The sequence below is a fragment of the Maridesulfovibrio sp. genome (assembly GCF_965230075.1).
GTDB lineage: Bacteria > Desulfobacterota > Desulfovibrionia > Desulfovibrionales > Desulfovibrionaceae > Maridesulfovibrio.
Genome location: NZ_OZ245945.1, coordinates 1,356,750 through 1,382,252 on the forward strand (window position 1 = coordinate 1,356,750; position 25,503 = coordinate 1,382,252).

The 25,503-nt window shown below is 49.7% G+C and carries 17 protein-coding genes; all 17 read left to right on the forward strand.

Features of this window, described 5'->3' with window-relative positions; translation table 11 throughout:
* The first annotated feature begins 6 nt into the window (after positions 1–6).
* The 17 genes from ACO05Z_RS06270 to ACO05Z_RS06350 all read left to right on the forward strand — a co-directional run bounded on the left by ACO05Z_RS06270 (position 7) and on the right by ACO05Z_RS06350 (position 25,465).
* Positions 7–219: a hypothetical protein gene (locus tag ACO05Z_RS06270; RefSeq protein ID WP_421901296.1), complete on the forward strand. Its 213-nt coding sequence runs from the start codon at positions 7–9 to the stop codon at positions 217–219.
* A gap of 133 nt (positions 220–352) precedes the next feature.
* On the forward strand, positions 353–865 hold the full coding sequence (locus ACO05Z_RS06275) for a terminase small subunit (protein ID WP_421901297.1): 513 nt from the start codon (positions 353–355) through the stop codon (positions 863–865).
* A gap of 70 nt (positions 866–935) precedes the next feature.
* A complete protein-coding gene (locus ACO05Z_RS06280; protein ID WP_421901298.1) occupies positions 936–2,324 on the forward strand; it encodes a hypothetical protein in 1,389 nt (462 codons plus the stop codon).
* Positions 2,324–4,408 carry a portal protein gene (locus ACO05Z_RS06285; protein WP_421901299.1) on the forward strand — a complete coding sequence of 695 codons (2,085 nt, stop codon included), beginning with the start codon at positions 2,324–2,326 and terminating at the stop codon, positions 4,406–4,408. Before ACO05Z_RS06280 ends, ACO05Z_RS06285 begins: the two co-directional genes overlap by 1 nt.
* 96 nt (positions 4,409–4,504) lie before the next feature.
* Positions 4,505–4,693 (forward strand): hypothetical protein, encoded by a 189-nt coding sequence (locus ACO05Z_RS06290; RefSeq protein ID WP_421901300.1) that lies wholly within the window; start codon positions 4,505–4,507, stop codon positions 4,691–4,693.
* Between the two features lie 30 nt (positions 4,694–4,723).
* Positions 4,724–5,617 carry a hypothetical protein gene (locus ACO05Z_RS06295; RefSeq protein WP_421901301.1) on the forward strand — a complete coding sequence of 298 codons (894 nt, stop codon included), beginning with the start codon at positions 4,724–4,726 and terminating at the stop codon, positions 5,615–5,617.
* 49 nt (positions 5,618–5,666) lie between these two features.
* On the forward strand, positions 5,667–6,629 hold the full coding sequence (locus ACO05Z_RS06300) for an SU10 major capsid protein (protein ID WP_421901302.1): 963 nt from the start codon (positions 5,667–5,669) through the stop codon (positions 6,627–6,629).
* Between the two features lie 54 nt (positions 6,630–6,683).
* Positions 6,684–6,998 carry a hypothetical protein gene (locus ACO05Z_RS06305; RefSeq protein ID WP_421901303.1) on the forward strand — a complete coding sequence of 105 codons (315 nt, stop codon included), beginning with the start codon at positions 6,684–6,686 and terminating at the stop codon, positions 6,996–6,998.
* A gap of 6 nt (positions 6,999–7,004) precedes the next feature.
* Positions 7,005–7,622, forward strand: coding sequence for a hypothetical protein (locus ACO05Z_RS06310; protein ID WP_421901304.1), 618 nt, complete (start codon positions 7,005–7,007; stop codon positions 7,620–7,622).
* Entirely contained in the window at positions 7,623–8,135 is a 513-nt protein-coding gene (locus ACO05Z_RS06315) for a GNAT family N-acetyltransferase (protein ID WP_421901305.1), read from the forward strand. It begins immediately after the preceding gene.
* Positions 8,125–9,720, forward strand: a complete 1,596-nt coding sequence (locus ACO05Z_RS06320; protein WP_421901306.1) for a hypothetical protein — start codon at positions 8,125–8,127, stop codon at positions 9,718–9,720. The genes ACO05Z_RS06315 and ACO05Z_RS06320 overlap by 11 nt, the downstream gene beginning before the upstream one ends.
* 78 nt (positions 9,721–9,798) lie before the next feature.
* Entirely contained in the window at positions 9,799–11,400 is a 1,602-nt protein-coding gene (locus tag ACO05Z_RS06325; RefSeq protein ID WP_421901307.1) for a hypothetical protein, read from the forward strand.
* A 19-nt stretch (positions 11,401–11,419) separates the two neighbouring features.
* Positions 11,420–12,910, forward strand: coding sequence for a hypothetical protein (locus ACO05Z_RS06330; RefSeq protein WP_421901308.1), 1,491 nt, complete (start codon positions 11,420–11,422; stop codon positions 12,908–12,910).
* A 141-nt stretch (positions 12,911–13,051) separates the two neighbouring features.
* Complete coding sequence (locus tag ACO05Z_RS06335) at positions 13,052–13,882, forward strand: hypothetical protein (RefSeq protein ID WP_421901309.1); 831 nt, start codon at positions 13,052–13,054, stop codon at positions 13,880–13,882.
* A 112-nt stretch (positions 13,883–13,994) separates the two neighbouring features.
* Positions 13,995–17,597 (forward strand): hypothetical protein, encoded by a 3,603-nt coding sequence (locus ACO05Z_RS06340; RefSeq protein WP_421901310.1) that lies wholly within the window; start codon positions 13,995–13,997, stop codon positions 17,595–17,597.
* Between the two features lie 33 nt (positions 17,598–17,630).
* On the forward strand, positions 17,631–21,335 hold the full coding sequence (locus ACO05Z_RS06345; RefSeq protein WP_421901313.1) for a LamG-like jellyroll fold domain-containing protein: 3,705 nt from the start codon (positions 17,631–17,633) through the stop codon (positions 21,333–21,335).
* Between the two features lie 71 nt (positions 21,336–21,406).
* Entirely contained in the window at positions 21,407–25,465 is a 4,059-nt protein-coding gene (locus tag ACO05Z_RS06350; protein ID WP_421901314.1) for a hypothetical protein, read from the forward strand.
* The last annotated feature ends 38 nt before the right edge of the window (positions 25,466–25,503 follow it).

The following is a 25,503-nucleotide window of genomic DNA, read 5'->3' on the forward strand; positions in this document are numbered from 1 at the left end:
GGCTTTGTGGGTAATGACGAACGAGATGAGCTGAGGGACATGCTGATCCGCATTGATGAGCGGGTTAAGTCCATTCAGGAAGATATAGCAGAAATCAACGGGGCCAGACGTTGCCACACCCACGCTGAGAAGTTCCGGAATCTGGAACGGGCAGTCTGGGGAACAGCCACAGTGGTGGCGGGCCTGGTTGTAAGGATCATTTACGACACATTTAAATAATCCCTCCTGTGTGGGGTGGCAGGTGTCTCTCGCCTGTCGCCCCCTATTATAACGCTGGCATTTTGGCTGGCTATTGCGCGGGGCGGTGGGTGTTCCTCACCTGCCGTCCCGCCCCGATAACGGTTGGCATTTTGTGGATAGCAAAGGATGGAAAGGGAAGAATATGGCAAAAATGGGCAGACCCTTGGCGTACAAGAACGCAAAGCGGATGCAAGCGGCAATCGACAGCTATTTTGAGCAGTGCAAAGCTGAAGATATTACGCCCACAGTTACAGAGCTTGCCCTTGCCCTCGGTTTTTCCAGCAGACAGGGGTTGTTGAATTATGAGCGGGGAGAGCGCGGCGAATGCGAAGAAGTCCGGCAGGATTTTGTGTACGTCGTCAAAAGGGCGAAAGCCCGCATCGAGGCCCATATTGAACGGGAACTGATCGACGGGAAAGGTAATGCCGTAGGCAAGATCTTTCATTTGAAGAACAATTGCGGGTGGATAGACAAGCAGGAGGTCGAGCAGACAGGCGGCGTGACCGTGAATATCGCGGCTTTTGGATCACCTGAGCAGGCCCGGCCGGAGCCACTGGAACTTAAAACCGGTGTGCAGGCCATTGAGACCATTACGGTTGAGGGCGTTTACGAGGATGATGAGTAGCCTGTCCACGCTCTTCTAATTTTTAACCACAGGCGGGACAGTAAGTCCCCAATGCATAGGATGTGCAGCCTTGGCAAAGAAACGAGAGATAACCATACCTTATGGTTTCATTCCTCGTGCTTACCAGATTCCTAAATGGAATTACATTGCAAACGGCGGGAAACGTGCGGTTTCGGTGTGGCACAGGCGTGCCGGTAAGGACCTGACCGAATGGAACCTGTTGATTTGCGAAGCCTTCAAGCGTGTTGGCTCATATTACTACTTCTTCCCCTATTACAAGCAGGGCAAGAAGGTCATCTGGAACGGGATTGACGGCTCGGGAAGGCAGTTTCTTTCCTACATACCCAAGCAGTTGATTGATGGGAAGCCGAACAGCACCGAGATGTACGTCAAGCTCGTCAACGGCTCCCTGATTCAGATCATCGGTACAGACAACATTGACGCGGTTGTCGGAACCAACCCCGTGGGCTGTATTTTTTCAGAGTATTCCCTGCAGGACCCGCGTGCATGGGACTATGTCTCCCCGATCCTAAGGGAGAACGACGGCTGGGCGGTATTCAATTTCACTCCGCGCGGTATGAACCACGGCTGGGATTTATTCCAGTCCGCAATGAAGAACCCGAACTGGTATTGTGAACGGCTGGCAGCCTGCTATCACCCGGAATTCAACCCTCAGGGAGCAGGCAACGGCCTTGGTGTCACAGGTGTCCTCACTCCGGAACAGATTGATGAAGAGCTTGCTTCCGGACGTTCTGAATCGCTTATCAGGCAGGAATACTTTGTCGATTTTCAGGCCAGCTCTGACGATATCCTCATTCCGCTGAACCTTATTGATCAGGCCATAGACCGCCCCGTTGCTTATAAGAATGCCCCGCTGGTTGCCGGACTTGATGTCGGCCTGTCCCTTTCCGGGGACCCTACCGCGCTTGTGATCCGGCAGGGCGGAAAGATTGTGGCAATGGAAGAGGTCAGGCTTGACGATTACGACCAGATTGCAGGGTGGGCCTACCGCCACATGATGGAGCACAAATGCTTCACGGTCATGGTTGACGGTATCGGCTGGGGGCAGGGAGCTTTTCAGGCTCTGCGCCGCTTGTATCCTTCACTTACAGTCCAGAGTGTCAACGTAGCTGAAAAAGCGTCTGCGGATGACAGGTTCGCACGCTTGAGAGATGAAATATGGTGGAAGGTACGGGAATGGTTTGAAGAAAAACAAAACTGTATTCCTTCCGGCTTAGCCTTGACTGACAAACTCCGGGCGGAACTGTCCAACGTAAAATATGATTTTACCCCGTCCAGCAAGATCAAGGTGATGGGCAAGCGGGAGATGAAGAAAGTGGAGAACGGTGGAAAATCCCCTAACTTGGCGGACGCTTTGGGATTATCCCTTTATGGCGGTGCCATTGCAATGAAGCAGACCTTTGAACGGGTTAAGAAAACATCGAGGCTGTGCGCTTAATGAGTAAAGATATCAAAATTAAAGATTCAGAAGTCATCCGACTGATCGGCCCTTTGCAGACTAAGGCCGAGCGTTGGCAGGAACAGCTTTCGGAGCAGCGTAAAAAGTGCTCTGAGCTGTATCACATGGAAAAGCTTGGTAACGAGCAGAAAGGGTGGTCTCAGGCCGTGGCTTCTGTGGTCTGGGATGCTGTGGAATGGCTTAAGCCCGGTTTGTCCAGTATTTTCGCGCACCCTGACTTCGCTGAAATCAGGATGGACGATCTTGAAAGGGCCAAACGTATCAAAAAGGCCGTACGTTTTCAGATGTTCCGCAAAAACAAGGGTAAGCGGGAAATTCGTGCCTGGCTGCACGACACCCTGCTTTACCACTACGGCGTGTTCAAGGTTTACCACAAGACCGACTTCGATCTTGAAACCTTGTATTTTGAGCGGCTGAGTCTGGAGGAAATGGAACAGTTGGTGAATGATCCTGATATTCAGATCACCAAGTACAAGGAAGTTGAAACGGAAGTTCCCCTCCGGCCGGATGAGTGGCTTGTGGAAGGGGAATCCGAAGTTGTTTCCGAGGTCCATTACGAAAAGGTCAAGGCGGTCCGCAGGGAAGTGAACTATGCCGGCCCCTGTGTTGAATGCGTGCCTGCTACTGAATTTTACTATGTTCCGGGCCATAAGGATCTCGATACCAATCCGTTTGTAGCCCACCGTAAAAAGAAAACCCTGCATGATATCAAGCGCGGGGAAGTTGCCGGACAGTACGCAAAGGGCAGCCACGAAAAGGTTGCGGCCTATATTCAGGAAGGCGGGGAATCCAGCGAAATCGAGCATGAAATCAGCGCACTGTACGGCGCGGATGATCTGGTTATCGATGAAACAGGTGACCTGTCTATTGGCATGAACGAGGAAGACAAGCCTATTTCTCCCAATTCCGAGGTTTACGTTTGGGAATGTTACCTCAGGATGGATATTGATCAGGACGGGCTGCTTGAACCGGTGATTGCCACAATTTGCGGTGATGTTGTCCTCCAGCTTGAGAAGAACCCCTACAAGCGTCCTCCGTTCAGGGTCGGCAGGCTGTATGAAGTGGCCCACCGTTTTGAGGCCAAGCCTCTGCCGCTGGTGCTGCGTGATGACCAGATGGAGCTTACCAACCTTCAGCGTATCCTCGTGGATGCCGCAGCGGACAGCACTTACGGAAACATCGTTACCTCTGATCCGGAATTCGCCAAGCAGTGGTCCGGCCGCCAGATAGGCGATGTTATTCTCTCGCAGGCTTTTGACAAGTTCAGCGAGGTAAGGCCCAGTCAGCCCGGAGGAATCCTGTTGCAGGCTAAAGAGGCTGTGCGGCTTGGTTCAGAAAGGAAGACAGGTGTTTCCAGCCTCAATCAGGGCATTGACGACAACTCATATGGCAAGACTGCCACCGGAGTAATGGCCTTGCAGGGAGCAGCACAGCAGCGCCAGAAATTCAATGCGGATGTCCTTGCCGATACCATGGAAGAGGTCTTCAGGGACTGCGTGGAGATCAACAAGCTTTTCCCTCCCAATTCAATATCCCAGCCCGGCCTGAAACAAGAGCACCGGATTCAGCCCGGAGATTTCGATATCAACGACGATTACGACATCAAGGTGAATATCGGAATCGGACTACAGGACAGGCATAATCAGGCAAGCATTCTGGAGAATCATTTCAAAAAAGTTGTGCAGGTTCTCCTGCCGATGGGCCTTGCCAAGCCGGAACATCTTCTCGCCATTGAGAATGCCATTGGAAAGCTGCTCGATACACCTGTCGATGGCTTCCAGTGTTCGGAAGACGAGTTTAACGAATTTCAGAAAGTAAGAAATCAGTGCCAGCAACTGGCAGGAGAATTACAGAATGCAAAACAGCAACTCGCAGCCGTCCATGGAGGAACTGCGCCAGCGAATGGAAATAGGGGAGCAGGCCCAGAACCTGCTGGACAACCCGTATTTTACGGACCTGCTGGATCGAATCGATCTGGGACTACAGGGGGAAATCCTGTCTCTGTCCGCAGACCGGAGGGACCAGTTCAGCTTCCGGCAGGCACAGCGGGACCTGTTGGCTGATTTGAAGAAGAACATTTCTCTTGATGCTCACCGGGGCGAGGAAGCGCAAATGCAGCTTTCGGGAGAAGAAATCAAAACGAACAGGAGGGTTGCCGGATGATAGCGGCACTCAAAAGCAAACTGTCGAAGGCCGAATATGAGCGTGGTGTGTTTAAGCACCAGCTCGGGGAAGCTGAGAAACGTATTGCTGAATTGGAAAAGCAGAATAGGGGCTTGAAAATTCAGGTCGGGAAGCTCAAGGCCAAAGGTAAGGGCAAAGCAACAAAGGCCACTGCTGAAAAGTAAGCCGTAACCAATACCAAGGAAGGTAAAAAAATGAAGTTTGATAAACATGGCAATCCTGTAAAAGGCACTGCCGATGAATCAAATGAGATGCAGGAAGTGTTGGAGGAGATTGAAAACGAATGCGCCTCCGATGAAGTCGGTACTCTCTTTGACAAGGCAGATGACGAAGATCCGGAAACTGATCCCGATTTTGCCCAAGGTCATTGCCAGCCCCGATTCAGAATCAAGGTGCAGGGCGTTGAAAAAGAGATTTCGCAGGATGACCTGATCCGTCTTGCCCAGATGGGCGACGATTATCACATCAAGATGCGCCATCTCAATGATGAGCGTATGCGTCTTGAGTCAATGCGTCCCCTGATGCAGGCATGGGAAAATGATCCTGCATTCCGCCAGCATGTAATGCAGTATCAGAAGGGATGTGCCCCGCATGAATCCTCCGCCCCGCATGAAGCTCCCCTGCCGGAAGATCCGATTGAAGCTTTCAAGGAAGAAACCATCCGCGAGACAATTGAAAGGATCGCGGTTTACCAGCAGCAGCAGATGAAGAAGGTTCTGGAGCATGCTTATGCCAGAAGAATCGAAAGTGCCCAGCAGGCCATTGCAGCCGATGAGCTGCGTGAGTCCGTTATGGCGGAAATGAAGAAAATCGCACCCGAAGGCTCTGTGCTCAGGGAACGTTTTAACAACGATCCGCAGTTGTTTTTCTCCTCTTACGTTCAGACCCGTAACAGTCTGATGGGTGCTGGTCAGGGTAAAAAATCCCTGTCCAAGAAAGAGACTTCCGTAGCCCCGATTCTGGAGCGTTGCGGAAGTGATGTTCCGGGCGGACAGCCCAGCAGGAAGGAAAGGGCCAGAGTGTTGAAGGAAAAAGCCGCTGGTGATTTCAAGGCGGCCGGACAGCTTTTCGATCTCGCAGCAGAATAAATTTTAACCACCGTACAGGAAGTGCGGTGTATTTACAGGACGTATAAATATGGCAGATGTAAGAACTCTTACTTATTCCGCAGGTTATGGTGATTCTATCGTTGATGAAGTTGATGAACTCATCACTAACATTGCACCCACTGAAACTCCCTTCATTTCCAGCATTGGTAAAGCGAAATGCGATACCACCACTCCTGACTGGCTGGAAGACGACCTCGAACCCGCAGCCAAGAACGCTCACGTGGAAGGCGACGACACTGAAGCCGAGGCCCTGAGCACTCCTGAGCGACTGAAAAACGTTACCCAGATCCTGAAAAAGTCCTTCTTCCTTTCCGGCACCATGCAGGCAAGCAAGATGAACGGCCGCAAGGATGAGCTGAACTACCAGTCCGGCAAGAAGACCAAAGAAATTGCCAAGGACACCGAGTACGCCGCCCTGAACAACGAAAGCCTCGTTGCCGGTGATACCTCCGTTGCCCGCGAGATGAAAGGCGCAGTCGGCTGGGTGGATAAAGCATCCGGCAGCTACTACGATTTCAATAACACTCCTGCGGCTACCAACCACATTACCGAAGACATTCTTACCGATGTTCTCCAGTCCATGTGGGAAAAGGGCGCTACCCCCACCACCGTGCTTGCTCCTCCTTCCCAGAAGCGCAAGATCAGCAAGTTCACTGACGGTGGCCGTATCGCCTTCAATGCCAATGCATCCCAGAAAAAAATCACCATGGCAGTACGCCTGATCGAAACCGACTTCGGCGTTGTTGCTGTTATCCCCACCCGTACCCTCGAAGCTGTCGATAAATCCGGCACCATGTACGACCGCGTGCTGATTTACGACAAGGCCCTCTTCGAAGTCCTGACCCTCAAGGGCCGCGGTCTTAAACGCGATACTCTGGCCAAGACCGGAGACGGCACCAAGTTCCAGCTGGTGACCGAGAAGACCCTCAAGTGCCGTAGCAAGAAGGCTGTCGGCCTGATCGACAACCTGACCCGCGTAAAAGTCGCGTAACCCTTCATTCCATACAGGCAGGGCCGCTCCGGCGGCCCGTCTTGGGAAATCTGCATGATTAAGAACGAAATTTCCATTGACGAGAAAACGCGCACTGTAACCCGGGTCACCACATATGATGCCGTACCGATCATGGAGCAGGCGCATTTTGAAAAAATGTCTGGTTGCAACGGTTTCTCCGATGAGCGCAACCAGCGTGTAATCGGTGAGGTTCCCCTTGCTGAGTTTTTCGAACTCCAGAGACAGGCAGATGCACACGGCGAACCGTTGACCGGGACACAGCTGAAATCATTTCTTGCTGAGAACCCGGAATACATGACTGTAACCCAGATCGACACCGGGCACACCGGGCGAATAATCGTAAAGTAGGTCCACATGGCAACAGTAGCAGCAGTAATTGAAAATATCCGTCAGGAGCTTTCAGACGAGTACAACACCCGCTGGAACAACGCGCAGTTGATCCGGTTTATTTCGCAGGCCGTCAACCGTGCCCAGCATGTGGGCAGGCGTAACAATCTGCAATTTCTCAAGGATAAGGCAGACCTTGTGTTTGCTCCCGGTGAATTTTCAAAACCCCTTCCCGATGGTTTCCTCACGGACATCGGTCTTTGGGATCTGAAAACAAAGGCCAAGGTATCCAAGGCTTCTGAAGAAGAGTGGGAAGGCAGCGCCAGCCCGCAGGAAGCCAGCCAGTACATGCTGGAAGGGTCAAACCTTGTGATTCAGTCCGTCCCCGCATCAGAGATCACACTAAGGCTCCGTTATTTCAAGGGATGCGACCTTGATACCCTGAAACAGGACGGCGCGGAAATGCCTTGGGGCGGTCTGCTCGATGAGATGATCCTTGAATATGCGTCACTCCGGGCAAGGAAGATTGACCGGGACGAATCGTCCGCTGACCTCGAACTGCTCAAGGATATCGAGAACAACATCCTGAGCACCTACGGCACCCAGTCCGTAAGGGTCGTGAAGGGCAAGGGCTGGATGGGGTAGATGAAAGTCATTGCTGGAGGGATGATGGATTACATAATCGATACGGATTTCCCGGAAAAAGAAGCATTGTGGGAGATGATCCAAGACTGCGCGCATGAATTTTTCGGAGATGACGGCGGCGTGGTTGATGCCGATAGCTTTCTGGACTGGCTGAAGCGTTATGCCGAGTATCCTTTGTTTGGATATATGGATGGCAAGCTCTTCAGCTGTTCATACCTGTGCGGAACCCAGCCGGGATTTAAGGCTGCCATCCATTGTTTTTCCCACCCTGATTACCGCACTCCCGAAATTATGATTCCTGCCAGCCGCACAGTTCTGGGTTTGTATTTCAAAGAGCTGGATCTCCAGAAACTGGAAGGCGTTGTCCCCGAATATAACCGGCCCGCAAGACTTTTTGACTTACGAATTGGAATGAAAAAAGACGGGCGATTCAGAGAGCATTTCCTTTATCAAGGCAAGATGCACGATTGCATTCTTTATACAATTTTGAGGAGCGAATTTTATGGGCAGTAATAATACAGGCAGTACACACGGTTCCGGTGGCGGAGACAGGGATTCCGCTGACATTGGTGCAGATATCGCCGCAGGCGGTTCCGGCTGGGGCGACGACGAAGATAACCCATCCGGTGATAAGCATGTCACTGAGAGTGGGAATGTATACAGTCGAAACGGAGATCTGATCGGAAAGCCCTCTGTGCTGGGCGGAACTATGACCACCGCAAAGGGCCATCACAGGTCTCCCGGTTCCCTTAACTCCTATGGCCTGCATGATCCCAGGAACCCGAACCATGACGCGTATAGAGCGGCTAAGTTTGGCTGGTCCGGCAAGAAGGAAGGAGCCTCCAAAGCCAACGGCGGGCAGGCTCTGCAGAATTCGGTGCTGGGTGCAAGTCAGACAAGTGATTTAGTGGATAGCTATGACTATTCCAGTATGTTCGGCGCTAAACGGGATGAAGATCACTTAAGCCTCAATTCTGATCTCTTTGGCTCACAGATGGATGATTTTAATAAATCCTTGGCCGGGATTAACGCCAGTGTCGAGGCTCTGGTTGCAAGCATTGGCCAGCCTGAGCAGGAACCCGCTGATGCTGTGCGGGAAAAAGCCAAGGCACAGCCCCAAGGGGGCGTTATAGCCGGAAAGAAAGATAACTCCACTCCAGAAGATACCGATATTTCAGCCATTGGTCAGGTGGGTGTTCATGGTGCTGTTGGGGCAGAATTACCCGCTGATGCCGCCCCTGCCGCTCCAACAACTTCTACTGGCTTCAATTTGTCTGACAACTACGAACTTTCTTATGATTTTGCGAACCATCAGTTCAATTTTGAGCGCCAGAAGGAATCTGATTTTGTAGAAAGTGCTCTGGAAAGTTGGAAAGAGCAGAAGCAGGAATCCATCTATAGTCCAGAGCTGCAATCTATTTTTGATGATATAGATAAACATACGGCTCATGCTGAGCAGATGAACGCGACTATAAATAAGTATGGGGTTGAAGGCCTTATAAATCCGGGGCGTGTTGATGCTGCTGAAGAAGAGAGTTTTGTCTCATCGATTATGGACGCTGTGGCCAACGTTTTTATTGGCAAAGCCGTTGATGGCTATAGACGAGCTGCCAAGCTGAATGATGTAGGAGAAATGATTTTTGGAGATAAATCATTCTCTTGGGGTGAAGTTTTGGATGCTATGAGTGACGTATTACACGGTTTATCTCCATCGGGGATGTTGCCAACGAATGGTATAAATCCCACTGCAATTACTATGGGTGGGCGAGGGCGTTCATGGGCTAATGGTCCAAAGTACGGAAATTGGGGGGGACAGCTGTTTAGTGGTGGACTCACCGGTGGCCTAATGGGGCTGGCTCCTGCTGTAGATAGTGCTGATGCGGCGTATGAACGACACGACAAAGCGTATGCAGCTGCCGAGAATGATTGGTCTTTAAGTCCTGAAGAAAGAAAGGCGGCAATAGAGAAGGCAGATAGAGAGCTGGTCAGTGATCTTGAGAAGATAGGCGTTAATTCAGATAACTGGGATAGTCCTCCAAAAGCAGAAGATAAATATGCTTCTGAGTTGTTTAGTGTTCTGGCTAGGATTTATTTTTAGTAATCGAATAGCCTCCTCTCTTTTCCAATACAAAACCCACCCCTTTCATTTTATACACAATCCTAAGGAATAAATCATATGAGCAGCAATAATACAGGCAGTACCGGCGGCAAATCCGATCAAGAAGATAAGAAAGACAATAAGAAAGGCGGTAAATATTCCGGAATGTCGATTGATGGCTCTGATCCCGGAGCCAGCTGGAGCGGAATAAAAGGCGGAACAGTCGTAAACGGCATCCGGTCGGGTAATGGCGAATTCAATAACGCAGGTGGCCCGCACGGCATAGGCGGGACAGAAGATAACCCTACGAATAGGGGGTTTTGTGGAGGAAGCACCCCCGCACGTGGCAATATGCCATCTGGTCCGGATAACAGTAAAAATGGCCGTATGGATGGCCAATACGGAGGGCAGAACGCCAGCTCTCAAAATGACGTCGACAAGGCTAACGCTAGTGTCGCGGACATGGCTTCATCTGGTCTTTTCGATGGTCCCGCGTCCACTGCTCAGGATGATCAGGCTTCAACCGGTCTGCTGGACGGTCCCGCATGTACTGCTAAGAATGTTGGGCAGGAATCTATTGAGGCTGCACTGGGAAGGCTCAACGATAAGCTCAATAAGGCAAATCCCACCAAGGCTGGCGGAAGGAAAGAGACAGCAAAAGGGGAAGAGGTAGCTGAAGAAAAGGCAGGTACGTCCTTGGGCACAGCATCTATGCCGGGAGATGTTGCGAATGCCGGACCCAATGTCGGTGCTCCCCAGAGGGAAATGGGCCTGATTGAGGGGCTTGTAGCTAGACAGAGAGCTAAGAATCCGGATGCTTACTCTTTGATGAGTCCAGAGATCAGAAATGATCTTGCCAAGCATCAGGCCCGTGCTGACCGGATGAACGAGGTTATAGATAATTTTGGGGTTGAAGCGCTCGTAAATACCGATGACTTCGATTTGGAGCGTGGTATTATAGGCGGGAATTTCGGTGCTGATCCTATGAAGGAAAACGGCCTGCTTGAAAGCATGGAGGCCAGTTTTTGGAACGGGTCGTTCATGACTCCTGCTGATGATCCCGACGCTGTTAACCGGGGTTTTGCCCTCTATGGGCATAGTGTGCCGGGCGAGTTGGATGTACCGCATCCTAACTCTCCGTATATGGGCATAGGCACACGTGAATACGGCCCGGATCTGGCTGAGCTTACCGATGACTTTCTGACGAATAATATCGATTCATATGCTGGTCTAAAATATGGAGTGCAGGTTTCATGGGGGCTTACGCCTACTGATATCGCTACTCCGGTTGATGAGTACGGTAATGTCCACCCGTCTGTTATGACCGGATACTGGACTGGATTTGCTCTTAAGGAATTTACTCCTTTTGGTTTGTTACTAAACGTCAAAGGCTTGAATGATTACTCGCAAGGTAAAGCTAAAGCGCATGATGCTGCTTACAATGCGCTTGGTCTTGCTCTTGCCGTTCCTAAGACGGCCTATAATGTTGTTACTTCCCCTTTTAAAGTGGCTAAGGCTGCGAAAGCTCTAGATACTTTTGTGGCAGCAAAGAATGTAGCCAAAGGTACAGCTGATATCCATACACTGTCTCATGTGGTCGATGACCTCGGTATGATCAAAAATAATACAGTAAAAGCAAGGAATGATAGCATGTACACAAACCGATATTTTGGCCGCTAAAACGAGAAGGTAAAAACATATGCCATCATCACTACACCTGACCCCCGTAGCCGGGGTGGATAAGTCCGCCTCTGCTGCGAATATATCTGATAAGGCTCTCAGCCGAGGTTACAATGTTTATTACGACCCCGGCACAAGTAAACTTTCTACCAGACCCGGCTTTAAATGCGTTACCGCCTCAGCTCTTCCCGCTGGAATTGATGCTTTGCATCATTTCGGGGGCATGGCAGGGGCCGCGCCCTTCAGTTACCTGATGTGCGTGTCTGCTGGGAAGCTGTACAAGCTGAACGGTACGGCATGGGATGAGGTGGCAACTCTGGATAGCAATAATCCGCAGATGGTCACCTTCAACTCAAAGCTCATTATCGCGGATGGTGGTGCGGGCCTGAAAGCCTACGACGGTACCAGTGTATCAGTCATTGACGGATCACCTGCAAAGCCGACAGCGGTTAAGGAAGTCAACAACCGCTTGGTGGCCAATAGCGCGGACATGCCGGACTACTTCTTCCTGAGCGCGGCGGAGCAGCACGATAAATGGACGGCAGACGCTGGCGGGTACAAGATTCCTGCCGGATACGGTGACGGGCTGAAGGTCAACGGCTTTGCGACCCTGCATAACAAGCTGGTCGTTTCCAAGTCCTCCAGCGATGAGAAAAGGCTTTATGGCGTGAGCATGGCCGGAGAGATTTCAGCATGGGCTACCGTGCTGCTCTCCGCTGAAAATGCCGCTATCGGTCCTCATGCTATCAAGAGCCTTGGCAGCTCTGTGTACTATCTGGATACTGACGGTTTTTCCCGCCTTTTTCCTACCGATACCTATGGTGACGTGGGCGTGGATTCCGAGGTTGGCTTCACCATGGCTTCCGAGTTCCGCAGGTTCTGCAAGAACGCAAGGAACATCTCCATGAGCTGGATTCCGTCTCTCGGCGCGCTGGCCTGCATCTTCAGGGGCGGCGGCGTGAAGGCTTTTCACCTCTTTAACCCGCGCCACGGCTTTACCGAATGGGAGGCCGCAGATTTCAAGGGATTGAATTGCGTGTGTGAATCCGGGGGAAGGATCTACCTTGGCTCCGATTCCGGCCATCTTTACCAGATGCATACCGCAGGAACAGACGAGGTAACTCCCGGTGACGTGCGCGAAATCTGGGGCGTGGCCCGGTTCAAGCTGTTTGAATCGAGCAGCGGGAAAGACCTTTTCCTTGAAGCCGGGACAAAGGTCAATGTCGACTACATCACTTCAGGATCATATAACCTTGAAGTCTACGCCGGGAACGCTGAGAACAAGGTTCTCTTGCAGGCGTTTGATACATTAAGCGGCTCAGCCCAGCAGGAACTTTACGATGCAGATACAGCCGTTGTTGATGCGACTTACGGCCTTGATTCCTCAACCACAGGGCAGGACGTCTGCCGCTCCCGGTTCCGGGCCAGAGGCTTGATGTTCCAGATCAGAACCCACTCAGGATGCCGGCTGGCAATCAACTCGGTTAGCGCGAGTGTGCGTGAGGTTTAGATGGGATGGTTCTTCGGGCTTTGAAGTGGCATTTTATATAAGAAACAATAGCCCCAGCTAGGACGGCAGGGGCTTTTACAAACCCTCCAAACCATATTTCTGCAACCGCACAGGACGTGCATAACTCACAGGAAGTGAATCATGGCAGATACCTACACTGCTTACGGCAGCAACAATGCTTCTGCGCAAAATGTCGTAACCTCAGCCTTGAACAAGGCCCAGTCTACTCTCAACGGGATGAAGACCCCGGAGTACCCCACCTATACGGGCAACCAGAAACAGGGCCCGGCCCAGATGGACTATTACCAGCATACTCAGGCACCGCAGTACCAGACTACCGGTGCGCTTATGGATGGTGATTATGACAAGCTCCAGCAGGCTTACGAGCAGCCCGCCTACGATGCCTATAACAAGGCCACAGCCAATACCCAGAACGTGTTCGGCAATAACGGTATGTACGGTTCAGTCGGCAACGGCCTTATGTCCGATGCCATGGGCTACAACCAGCAGCAGCTGAATAACGGGCTGTCCAATGCTGTTGCCCAGCGTTACCAGATGCAGCAGGCCGACATGGACCGCATGCGTAAGGAAAACGAGAACGCAGCCAAGTTCGGTCTGATGAATACCCAGATGCAGAACGAGTACAACAAGGGCAAGCTGGCATGGAATTACGGTCAGGCTGAAAGCCAGCGTAACTGGAATAATGGCCAGATCGACAGCAAGGCTGCTTATGACCTTGCTAAGAACATCTATGATCAGGCCGGGGAGCAGCGTATTTTCGATAATGCCGCAAACCTTGCCAGCGGTAGAGGCTCCACCGCAAGTACCCAGATGCAGTCTCAGGTAAATCAGTATGCATCAGGCAAGAATGTCAACGCGATCAGGAACACCAGCGGCACCACCAGCGGCAATAGCTGGCTTGGCTCAGGTGGCTCTGATTGGTTCGGCAACTGGGTAGGCAATCTTTTTTAAATTGGAAGTCAGTAAATAGGCATGCAGCAAATACCCCAAGGACGGGGTTTTAGTTATTTTCATAAATAATTAAATTATCACAGCTAATTAGCACAAGCACAGGACGTGAATAATGGCAGATAATGATTACAGTTACGATGCGCCCAGCATCGATAGCACTCCCGGTGGTGATTCGGTAAAAAGCTCAATCCTCGAAAAGAATCAGGCAAGGGTAGAACAAGCCTTGGTTCACCTGAACACTCATAAAAACCGTACCGATTCCCATGGGACTAATTCGCCCATTGTCGGCACGGATGATGAACAGACCCTGACCAACAAGACTCTTTTCGATCCGGTCATTACCTATTCCGGTGATCCGGATCAGAACTCCCCGGTTACCCGAGAATGGGTGGAAGGTCAGAGCGACCTTGCTGTAAATCAGGCCAGAACCGCAAGGGACGAGGCTGTGCAGGCCAGAGATGAGGCTGTAGCTGCTAAGGATATTGCTGTTGATGCTGCTAAAACTTTGAAGATTACTCCCGAACCTGTGCTGGTTGGTGACGCCTCTGGAAACGAGGGCGAAGAACTTGTTTTCACCGTCACCAACCATAAGGCCGGGGTCGAATATCAGGTCTCAGTGACAGGGGGAACCGTCAGCGTCACAAACGGGACTATTACTTGGATTCTGCCAAATGTTGATGTGGATACAGATTACACTCTTACCGCATACGCTTCCAAGCTGGGTTTCCAGCAGTCCAGCGCAGTGCTGAAGACTGTGTCGGTTAAGGATGTACCCATTCAGGATGGCCCGACCATGGCTTTTGCGGATAACGTTGAAGGCTACCCGGGCGCGACTGTGGTTGATGGAATTATCTCCGCTCCCGCCCATTCTGTCGGCCTGACCAACACCGACCAGCTTGTTTCCGCCAAGCCTGAAATCATGGTGCCCAGCGGCAGGCTGAATCTGCTTGAGGGCACTAGTAAGTCAGTCTTGAAGCTGGCTGCAAAGGTCACTGCCGGGGATGTAATTATTACTGATCAGGGTGAGTGTATGGTTGCGAGTGTGGATCAGTCCACAACCAATCAGGAGTTTATCCCCGTTGAAGATGCTAATGGGGCTGTTGTCTACAACAGCACATATAACAGTATTAATATTTCAACAACGCTGCCCACTGGTAGGTTGACCAAGCTAGGTTTAAAATCCGGTGGTGCGTATACTTCTAGTCGGAATCTTGGTGTGTTTAGAAAAGATTCTGCGACCACATACACAATGGTTGCCACATCTCCACTTTCGTCTCTTTCTGTTGGTATGAACTGGGTTGATATAGATTACATCGTTCCAGACACCGGAGAATATTATATCGGCGTGTGGGGGTCTGGCTCTGAAACTGTAGCAATAAATAACGTTGACTATCAAAACGCTGTATACTCTGCTACCCCTAGCCTTGGTGTTGCTGTAGCCACCCAGCCGGACCCCGGTTTTGGTGCTCCTGTTGTGGGATACGCATCGGATTCGGGAGTTTTACATTCCGCCACCCTCGCCCAACCCCTGTCCGGAGTTCCGACCAAGGCTTTTAAAGACCCTCTGAAATCAAAGCTAACTCTTATTTCAGCTACCACAACTTCAATAACTACTGCGGAAAAGGTGACTGAGGGTGAAACTTTATTTGTTAGACTTTCTGGTGTGTGGAATGAAGTAACAGCCGGGACAGTCACTAAGAACGATAACAGAGTAAATAAAATTGCGAGTGATTTAACTTTCTTTGCTACGGGATATGCTAAATTTAGTCTGTCCGGCACAACAATCAAGGATGTCAGCTCGCTTAATAGCCACATGAGATCCCCCATCAATAGTGACCATAAAGAACTAAGGGCTAAGATGGGTAACGCGCAATCTATAGGCCTTAGCTTTTATACAGCGAATGCATCATTTGCTTCAGGGGGGGGAGCACTACCTGATGGTGAGGCTGCTAAAATTGGCAGTATAATTTTCGCACCCGGATACGACACCCACGCCTTTGGATACCGTTTGTTTGATGCTGATCCCGTCAAGCTTACATATAACGCAGCTTCACAGTATGGCTTGCGTAGAACGGGTGATTCTGTAGATGTTTTAGTGGATGGTGTGGTTATTGATAGTTACGCGATCCAGTCATCATTGGAACTGGGCATGTGTGTTGGCGGTCCCGGTTCATGCCCTGATTATACCGATTGTGTGGTGCTAGAAGGCCCCGTTAGCTCTGTTACCGACTTAACTGCTGCCAATCTTTCTTCTACTCCCACCGCAGTTGCAAAACCCAGTGACTTTTCTCTCAAGCTTGGCGCAGGCGCTACCGGGGAATATCTGGGACCGAGGGAAGGATTAACTCTAGCCGTTTCCAATCCGGGAAGTAATATCATTCCAGCCATGACCGCCGAAACAACCGGTGGGTGGACTATCTCTGCAAACGAAGATGGAAGTGGGGCTTGGCCCGGATGGAAGGTTGCAGATGGAAGAAATGATTCTGGCCAGTGGCTCGCCTATAACGGCAACAACGCCCCGTCAATCCCGGTTCTAAATATTAAAGCTCCTTCTGCACAAGGAACCTCAAGGCTTAGGCTTAGGCCATATGTTACAAATATTAGCTTTGTGCCAAAGGATTTCACACTCAAAGCGAGGCTGGAAGGCGGGGAGTGGGTTACGCTCCTTGATGTAGTCGGAGCGGATTATATAAAAAATTATCCCAGCTCAAACGATTATTGGGGAGAGTGGGATTTCCCGGCAGGCAACTACGATGAATTTAGCCTTCGGGTAACAAAAGACAACAGAGGATATCAAAACGCTTGTTTAACGGGTTTTGAGCTTCTTGAGGCTGGCGAGGTTTTGTCTTCAGCCACATCAATAGTTGTCACCTCTGCCGAAACAGTCAAAGAGCAAATCTTAAAGCCCAGTGGTCTACATAACAAAATAGAGATTAGTGGACAATTGGTTGAGATTAATTCTGTAGCCGAGGAAGTTGAGACTACTCAGGTGGCAGGGGAACCGCTGATTCCGGTTATGACCTCTAATACACAGGATGGAATTACCGTTTCGGCGTCTAATTCATCTGCGCCATACCCACCGTACAAATCGACTGCAAGTTCGGTTGGAAGCACGGGTTGGATTCCTGATAACCCCGCACCGCAGGACTGGTTTATCGAATTCCCCGCGCCTGTTCGGCTAGCAAAATATGCTCTTACCGCCCCCTCTAATGACACTAACGCAAAGTATTACCACCCCAAAACATGGGAAATTACTGGATTAGGTACTGATGGGGTGACATGGGAGGCAGTCGATAACAAGGCCGATCAGCCTAATTGGACTCCTAGCGAGAAAAGGGAATACTCCATTTCTCCAGCTCAGTCATACGCGAAATATCGGGTCCGATGCTCAAATAACCAAGCTGGAGATAATCAGATCGGAATTGGCAAAATTCAGATGTGGCCGAAAGCAGACAAAGCAACCTATACGACTACTATCAACCTGAAAACAGCACTGCCAGCAGCCCCCACTATTGACACGGTTGTTGCTATCCCGGACCGCTGCACATTGGCTCCGGCAAGCTACACCTGCGATCTCAACGGTGATGACCTCAAGATCACCGGGGCGGAGATTGCGCTGGAAGATAACCCGGCTTTGAAACGGCTGGCGATGGCTGTAAGCGGTGATGATCTTACTTTCAAGGGCGGGAAAATTTATACCAAAGAGAAACTGTAGTTACAGTTTAAACTAAAGCACAGGACGTGAAAAATGGCAGATAATGATTACAGTTATGATGCGCCCAGCATCGATAGCACTCCCGGTGGTGACTCGGTAAAAAGCTCAATCCTCGAAAAGAACCAGGCAAGGGTAGAACAATCTTTGGTTCACCTGAACACTCATAAAAACCGTACCGACTCCCACGGGACTAATTCGCCCATTGTGGGTACGGATGATGAACAGACCCTGACCAACAAGACTTTTGTCGATCCGGTCATTAATTATTCAACTGAACCTGCAGGAACATCCCCGGTTACTCGTGAATGGGTGGAAGGTCAGGGCGACCTTGCTGTAAATCAGGCCAGAACAGCAAGGGACGAGGCCGTGCAGGCCAGAGATGAGGCTGTAGCAGCTAAGGATATTGCTGTTGATGCTGCTAAAACTTTAAAAATTACTCCCGAACCTGTGCTGGTTGGTGACGTGTCTGGAAATGAGGGCGAGGATCTTGTTTTCACCGTCACCAACCATAAGGCCGGGGTTGAATATCAGGCCAGCGTAACAGGGGGAACCGTCAGCGTTACTGATGGCGTTATTACATGGACCTTGCCAAATGTTGATGCGGATACGGACTTTATCCTGACCGCATACGCTTCCAAGCTGGGCTTTCAGCAATCAAGCGCAGTGACAAAGACTGTGTCGGTAAAGGAAGTTCCCATTCAGGACGGCCCGACCATGGCTTTTGCGGATAACGTTGAAGGGTATCCGGGCGCGACTGTGGTTGATGGAATTATCTCCGCTCCCGCGCATTCCGTCGGCCTGAACAACACGCACCAGATTATTTCCGCCAAGCCTGAAATCATGGTGGCTAGCGGTAAGCTGAACCTGCTTGAGGGCACAACCGAAAGTGTGCTCAAGCTTAGTGAGAAGTATACCGGACCGGTGATTACGGATCAGGGCGAAGGGGAGGTCATCAGTTGCAGTGAAGACGGGGAGGCAACTAACGTTGTGGACATTCTGGGGGACGGATCATGCAGGAGCTACTTTCCCTTTGACGGTAATGCTAATGACCTTGGTCCCAATGCTGCACACATCAGCGCCACAGCCACATATTCCGAAGGTCATAGTGGACAAGCCGCAATTTTTCCCACGAATGTTACCGACATGAATGTTCCATTCGATCCTTCCAGCGTTACTTTCTCATGGAGGGTCAAGTTCACAACGGCTCATTTTTACTCCGTATTTGCTACTTCAGCAGGTAACGTAGGCTTGAACTGGGTTAAGAATCCTTCGAATTATTACATCTATGGTCTGGATGAGGCTGGATATCAAACAGAGTTTGGCGACCTTTCCCACATAGTGGACGATGATAAGTTCCACCATGTGGTGTTTACTTTCTCAGCAAGCTCTATTCACGTATATGTAGATGGGGTTTTATACTACCATACTGATTCGTTTACCCCGCCCACTGGAAGTCACAAGATGACTAAGACCAGCATTATGGCCTCCGAAGCTCTGGATGAGCTGCGTGTGTTTAATAAGGCATTAACTTCTGATGAAGTTCAGAAGATATATAATGATGTCTGTGTATATAAGGCCACCCTCGCCCAACCCCTGTCCGGTGTTCCAACAAAGGCTGCGAAATCTCCATTCTGGTCTTCCCTTGAGCTTGAGGAAGGATCAACCACTACATCATTAAAATTATCAAAGGATGCTCCGGTTACTGAAGGTATGCACTTGCGTTTACCTGAGAAAGAAGTTTCCGCCGGTGCTGTAACGAATATGCCCGACGTATTTGGAAACACGCAGGTTGCTCCCATTGCTAGTTGTACCTGTAAGGTTACTGGTGGGTTTGATGTTCTGCTCTGGGGCGGGGAAGAAACTCCTGCTGGGCGGGGTATTGTTTCCGTAAGAATTCATCCTAGGGCCGCTCAAACTTTTGTGGCTGCTGTGGGCCGCATCAATGCCAACGGCACAGGTGAGCTTGTGGCGGCAGGTACAGTTCGCAACAAGTCTGCTTCCGGCATAGAGGAGCTGGTTTTAAATGAACCCTATATAATTCCCAATGATGGGCTAAAATATTATGTAGGTGTGTTAGCTTTGGCTGTTGATTCTTGGCATAAGATTCATGCTTGTCCTGGTAAAGTTCTTTACCTGTCCGGCATCTCAAGAGTGGGTGAAAAAACATCAGCGAATGTTGCGGTCCAGAATAACTATTTTTGTATTGATAATTATAAGTACAAGCTCAAGAACACCGGTGGTTGTAAGACTGTTGACCTCACTCACGAAAACCTTACTGAAGTTCCCACCTCCGCTATTAAGAAAAATGAAATAGCTCTCAAGCTCGGCGCTGGTGCTACCGGGGAATATCTGGGGCCGGAGAAGGAACTGCAACTCGCCGGGGGAGAACCAGTTGAATCACCCATTCCGACCGGGACAGAACTTGGCAATGGTAATCCCGCTCTCCTGATCAGCAAGTTGGCGATTCCTGCTGGGACAACAGTTTCACAGCTTGGAGCAGGCAACCCCAAGGGAACATATGCTCACGCAATAACTAATGAAAAAATTGGAATTGTTAAGCGTACCGGGGCCGATGCTTATGAAGTTGTCAAGTGGTGGTCTGGTTATTCTCACACAGGTTCTTCAAGTATTGAATATATGGACTTGGGTGAAAATTATACGCTTCCCAATGATGGTGGAGACTATAGGATTCTCTTCACCTCCCCGGATTATGTTGCCGCAATTGGCTGCACAGCGGGCGAAGCGGGCGGCAGAAATGATTGCATAAGTGGATATCCTGCTGCTGGCGAGTCTGTGGGAACATTGTCTTGGAACAGTTATGCAGCTTCAGTAGGGTATAAAAGGGTCAGCCTTTCAACAACCAATGAGATCGTCGTTGAATCCAACGATTCCATCAAGGACCAGATTTTCACCGCTGGCGGTCTGCATAATAAGCTGCTGGTGGATGGTCAGCTGGTTGAGGTTGAATCGGTTAGTGAAACCTCTTCAACAAAGCTGCCCAAGAACGAAGGATCTTGGAATTCTACTGTTAATGGTGATCGGCAAATGGGTAGTATTGGCGGTGGTATTCTTCGAACTCCAGCATTCTTTTTTACTGCATCCTTCGATAAACTTACCAGTGTAACCTTAAAGCATGCTCGCGATACGACAGACTGTGTTGTTTATGCCGAGGTTTATACGGTTAATAGTGAAAATAAGCCGGAAACACTTCTGGGGTCTACAAATCAAGTGCAGTTGGCATCACCAGCTGAACATACGTTTACCTTTTCTTCTCAGGTAGATATGACTGTCGGTTCAAAATATTGGATTGTTTTTAGGACTGCTTCTGGAACAGCCGATTGGTTTGTAGAAACCGTTAGCTATGATTATTCTGGTGAGTATTATGCTGCTTATTACGATTCATCCATAAGTGTTTTTGATTTGGCGCAGAACTGGTCAAATGCTTTTGGGAATGAGCTCCCAAGAGTGAATGTTGTTGGAATTCAAGGGACTAAATATACCACCACCGTCACCCCGAAAACCGAACTTTCAAAAATTCCTACTTCGGTTGCTATCCCGGACCGCTGCACATTGGCTCCGGCAAGCTACACCTGCGATCTCAACGGTGATGACCTTAAAGTCACCGGGGCGGAGATTGCGCTGGAAGATAACCCGGATTTGAAACGGCTGGCTATGGCTGTAAGCGGTGATGATCTTACTTTCAAGGGCGGGAAAATTTATACCAAAGAGAAACTGTAATGGCAGCAGATAAATAAAGCACAAGACGTGCGTAGCTTCACCCTCGGTGAACATTTCACAGGATGTGAATAATGGCAGAAAACGATTACATTTATGATGCGCCGAGTATCGATACCACGCCCGGTGGTGACTCGGTAAAAAGCTCCATTCTGGAGAAGAATCAGGCAAGGGTTGAGCAGAGCTTAACCCTCCTGAATTCACATAAAAACCGCACCGACTCCCACGGTACAACCTCGCCTATTGTTGGCGTTGACGATGAGCAGACCCTGACCAACAAGACTTTTGTCGATCCGGTCATTACCTATTCAGCGGAGCCGGCCGGGACTGCCCCGGTCACCCGTGAATGGGTGGAAAATCAGGGTGATCTGGCCGTAAATCAGGCCAGAACAGCAAGGGACGAGGCCGTGCAGGCCAGAGATGAGGCTGTAGCGGCTAAAGATATTGCTGTTGATGCTGCTAAAACTTTAAAAATTACTCCCGAACCTGTGCTGGTTGGTGACGTGTCTGGAAATGAGGGCGAGGACCTTGTTTTCACCGTCACCAACCATAAGGCCGGGGTCGAATATCAGGCCAGCGTAACAGGGGGAACCGTTAGCGCTATAAATGGCGTCATAACTTGGGCCTTGCCTTCCGTTGAAGTTGATACGGATTTTATCCTGACCGTATACGCTTCCAAGCTGGGCTTCCAGCAATCAAGCGCAGTGACAAAGACTGTGTCGGTTAAGAATGTACCTATTCAGGACGGCCCGACCATGATTTTTGCGGATACAACAGAGGGATATCCCGGTGCTGCTGTTGCTGACGGAATTGTTTCCGCCCCTGCGCATTCCGTCGGCCTGAACAACACCGATCAGCTTGTTTCCGCCAAGCCTGAAATCATGGTGGCTAGCGGTAAGTTGAACCTGCTTGAGGGCACTAGTAAGTCAGTCTTGAAGCTGGCTGCAAAGGTCACTGCCGGGGATGTCCTTATCACTGATCAGGGTGAGTGTGTCATAGCTAGTGTTGAATCTAATCCTACTGTTGGATTGCTGAATACAACAGATAAGCATGCTAATATCTCTATTGCAAATAAAGTAGCTACTTCAAACGCTGCTGGTTACAAATGGGGTAGTATGCTTCCAGAGTTTGCTGGCAAAAAAGTTTATGCTGAACTTAAGTCTACTGGAGCGTCTTTGGGTTCATACTATATGGGTATAGGTGTTTGTCCAGCTGACCTTGATTTAACTACAGCAGCGTATTCGCAGGCCACGGCACAGGGTACAGATGGGGTATACTTTCGAGTCGCAGTAAATCCCGGAACATCCACGTTTATGGCTGCCGTTGATGAAGCTGCTGGCAAGGGCTGGCTTGGACTAAACAGCACATGGGAAGGTGGCGGAAATCCTGCCACTGGAGCTGACCCAACGTTCACATTCACTCCTGGTACAAGTTTAAAATTTTGCTATTTGCTTGAAGGTGATGGTTATGTAGGGACAATAAAAACGAATCTTGTTGAAGCTACATACGTCAATCCTGAGGGTTTCGTGTATTTGGATCAGGTTAATACAACCCATACTGCAACGTTGACACAAGCGCTGCCCGGAGTTCCGACCAAGGCGTTCAAGCATCCATATAAAGAACCTTTGACCCTCAAGTCTGCTACCACAACTTCTATAACCACTGCGGAAAAGGTTACAGAAGGGGAGACGTTGTTTGTTCCTGAAAGGGTTACGGCAGGGGCGGTTACCGGGGGGATGATAGATAAGTGGAATGTACTTGCAGAAGTAACACCTTTGACTCCCAGTGATAGCTGGTACAGCATGAATATCATCAGCAATCCTAACCGCTCTGAAATGTATGCTTTTCGTTCTTTTACAGCGGATACTACTCTGTATAAATCTACAGACAACGCCCAAACTTGGGATGCTGTGTGTGTTATGCCGGAACCAACACGTGGGAATGCTGCAAAATTAACAAATCTTGGACATTTAGTCTGTGCAGGTAACCCCGGCGTTTTTGTTCTACTGGAGGGTGCCTCTAGCTTCACGACTCTTACTGCTGATGCGGGGCTTGGCGCAGCAGCTTATTGTATGGATTGTGACGACGACTATAAGAATATATACATCGGTTTATCTGGAGGCTCAATTCGTTACAGCAATAACTCCGGTTCAACCTTCGCTTCGTCTACACAAAATGTTCCGACTCATTGCCTGTGTGTCTTTATTTCAAGTACAGGTCGAGTCATGGGCTTCAGTGGATATTCCGCAGAAGAACCTATGATTTACAGTGACGACAAAGGAGCCCATTGGTCAACAGACACGGCAACAGGGCTTACGCAAGTCAGTGAATTACATCAGATATTGGAACACCATGAGAGCGGCAAGCTGTTCGCAATGGCCTACACCAATATATATGTCTCTACAAATGACGGAGACTCTTGGACAATGTTTTATGATAGCTCGGTTCTTACCAGTAATGCGTACAAAGCTGTCATGGTAGGGGATTATATTTTCACTGGCGGTAGTGACAGTAAGCTCCTTAAAATAAATGTACACACGGGTGCTGTTGAGACCGTTGCTCTACCTTCTGAAGGTGGATTGTCATACAACATGGCCTATAATGGACATACCATTGTAACTTCTGGTTTAGCGACATTTACTACTGGCTATTACACTTCAAGGTTTGAAGTTGGAAATTATGAAGTTAACATATCTTCCGCAAATCTCTCCGTGCCTCCTACTGTAGCATACAAAAAGTCTGGCGTTTCATTAAAAGTCGGCGCAGGTGCTACCGGGGAATATCTGGGGCCGGAGAAAAACCTGCAATTGAAGAAATCAAAAGCCATACCCGTAATGACTGCCGCCACAACAGGCGGATTTACCATGTCTCAGACTGGAAGTGGGACTGTGGTTTCTGCGCCTTGGGCTGCGTGGAATGCCTCTGATGGTGATCCCTCTACCACTTGGCAGCGTTCCGATGGAACAGGTGATGCGGGTATTGAAATAAGCGGATCTTTTAGTGACCCTGTTACTAGAATTGACATTCAGGCCCGTTCAAATACAACAGCTACCGCGCTAAAGCGCCTGCCTAAGGATTTCACAGTTAAAGGTTATAACGGCAGTTCTTGGGTTACGTTGAAAACTGTAACCGGAGAAACAGGTTGGCAGTCGGAAGAGAGAAGATCGTTCTCTTTTTCAAACGATACAAACTATCAGAAGTATTGGTTAAATGTCTCGGCGACAGAGGCAGGGACAGTATATCGCGAAATCGGCGAGCTGGCTTTGTTTTATGATAGTTCTTTAAGCACAACAGCTATTGTCGTTGAATCCAGCGACTCCATCAAGGACCAGATCTTCACCGCAAACGGGCTGCACAACAATCTGCTGGTGGATGGAAAAAATGTTAATGCAACTGGAGCATCAGAAGCTGTCGTCGCGTATTTAAAGGAAATTGATTTTCCCGGAGAAATTAAAGGGGCAACTCCCGGTTCTGGTTTTCAGAGCTGGCATATGAACAAGTCGGACAGAATAACCGGAGTTTCAGTTATCAACGGCATTGGTCTTAAGTCCAAAGACGCAATGGTGTCTGGTGACGGTTATCTTGGTTTGTTCAGAGAGAACACTGATGATGGGACATTGACGCTCGTTAAGCGTGTTCCGCTGGTTCATAGTGGGGGAGAAGCTTTTGAAACTGTAGAGTTTGACGCACCATATCAGGCTGATTCAAACTCCGGTTACATCATAGGGGCTGCAAATATAGCTAGTGCAAAATACATAAATTACACAAGCAATAAGGCCAGATTGAGTTATTCATTCAGTGAAAGCTCTCCTGTTGAGGGAACTACGTTTACCCCCAACGTTGTCTCTGACGGTAACACGCCGATGTTCTGCTACAGCACCCCAGCAAACAAATTTACAACAACGATTAACATTCCTGAACAGGAACAGATTCCTACTTCGGTTGCTATCCCGGACCGCTGCACATTGGCTCCGGCAAGCTACACCTGCGATCTCAACGGTGATGACCTTAAAGTCACCGGGGCGGAGATTGCGCTGGAAGATAACCCGGATTTGAAACGGCTGGCTATGGCTGTAAGCGGTGATGATCTTACTTTCAAGGGCGGGAAAATTTATACCAAAGAGAAACTGTAATGGCAGCAGATAAATAAAGCACAAGACGTGCGTAGCTT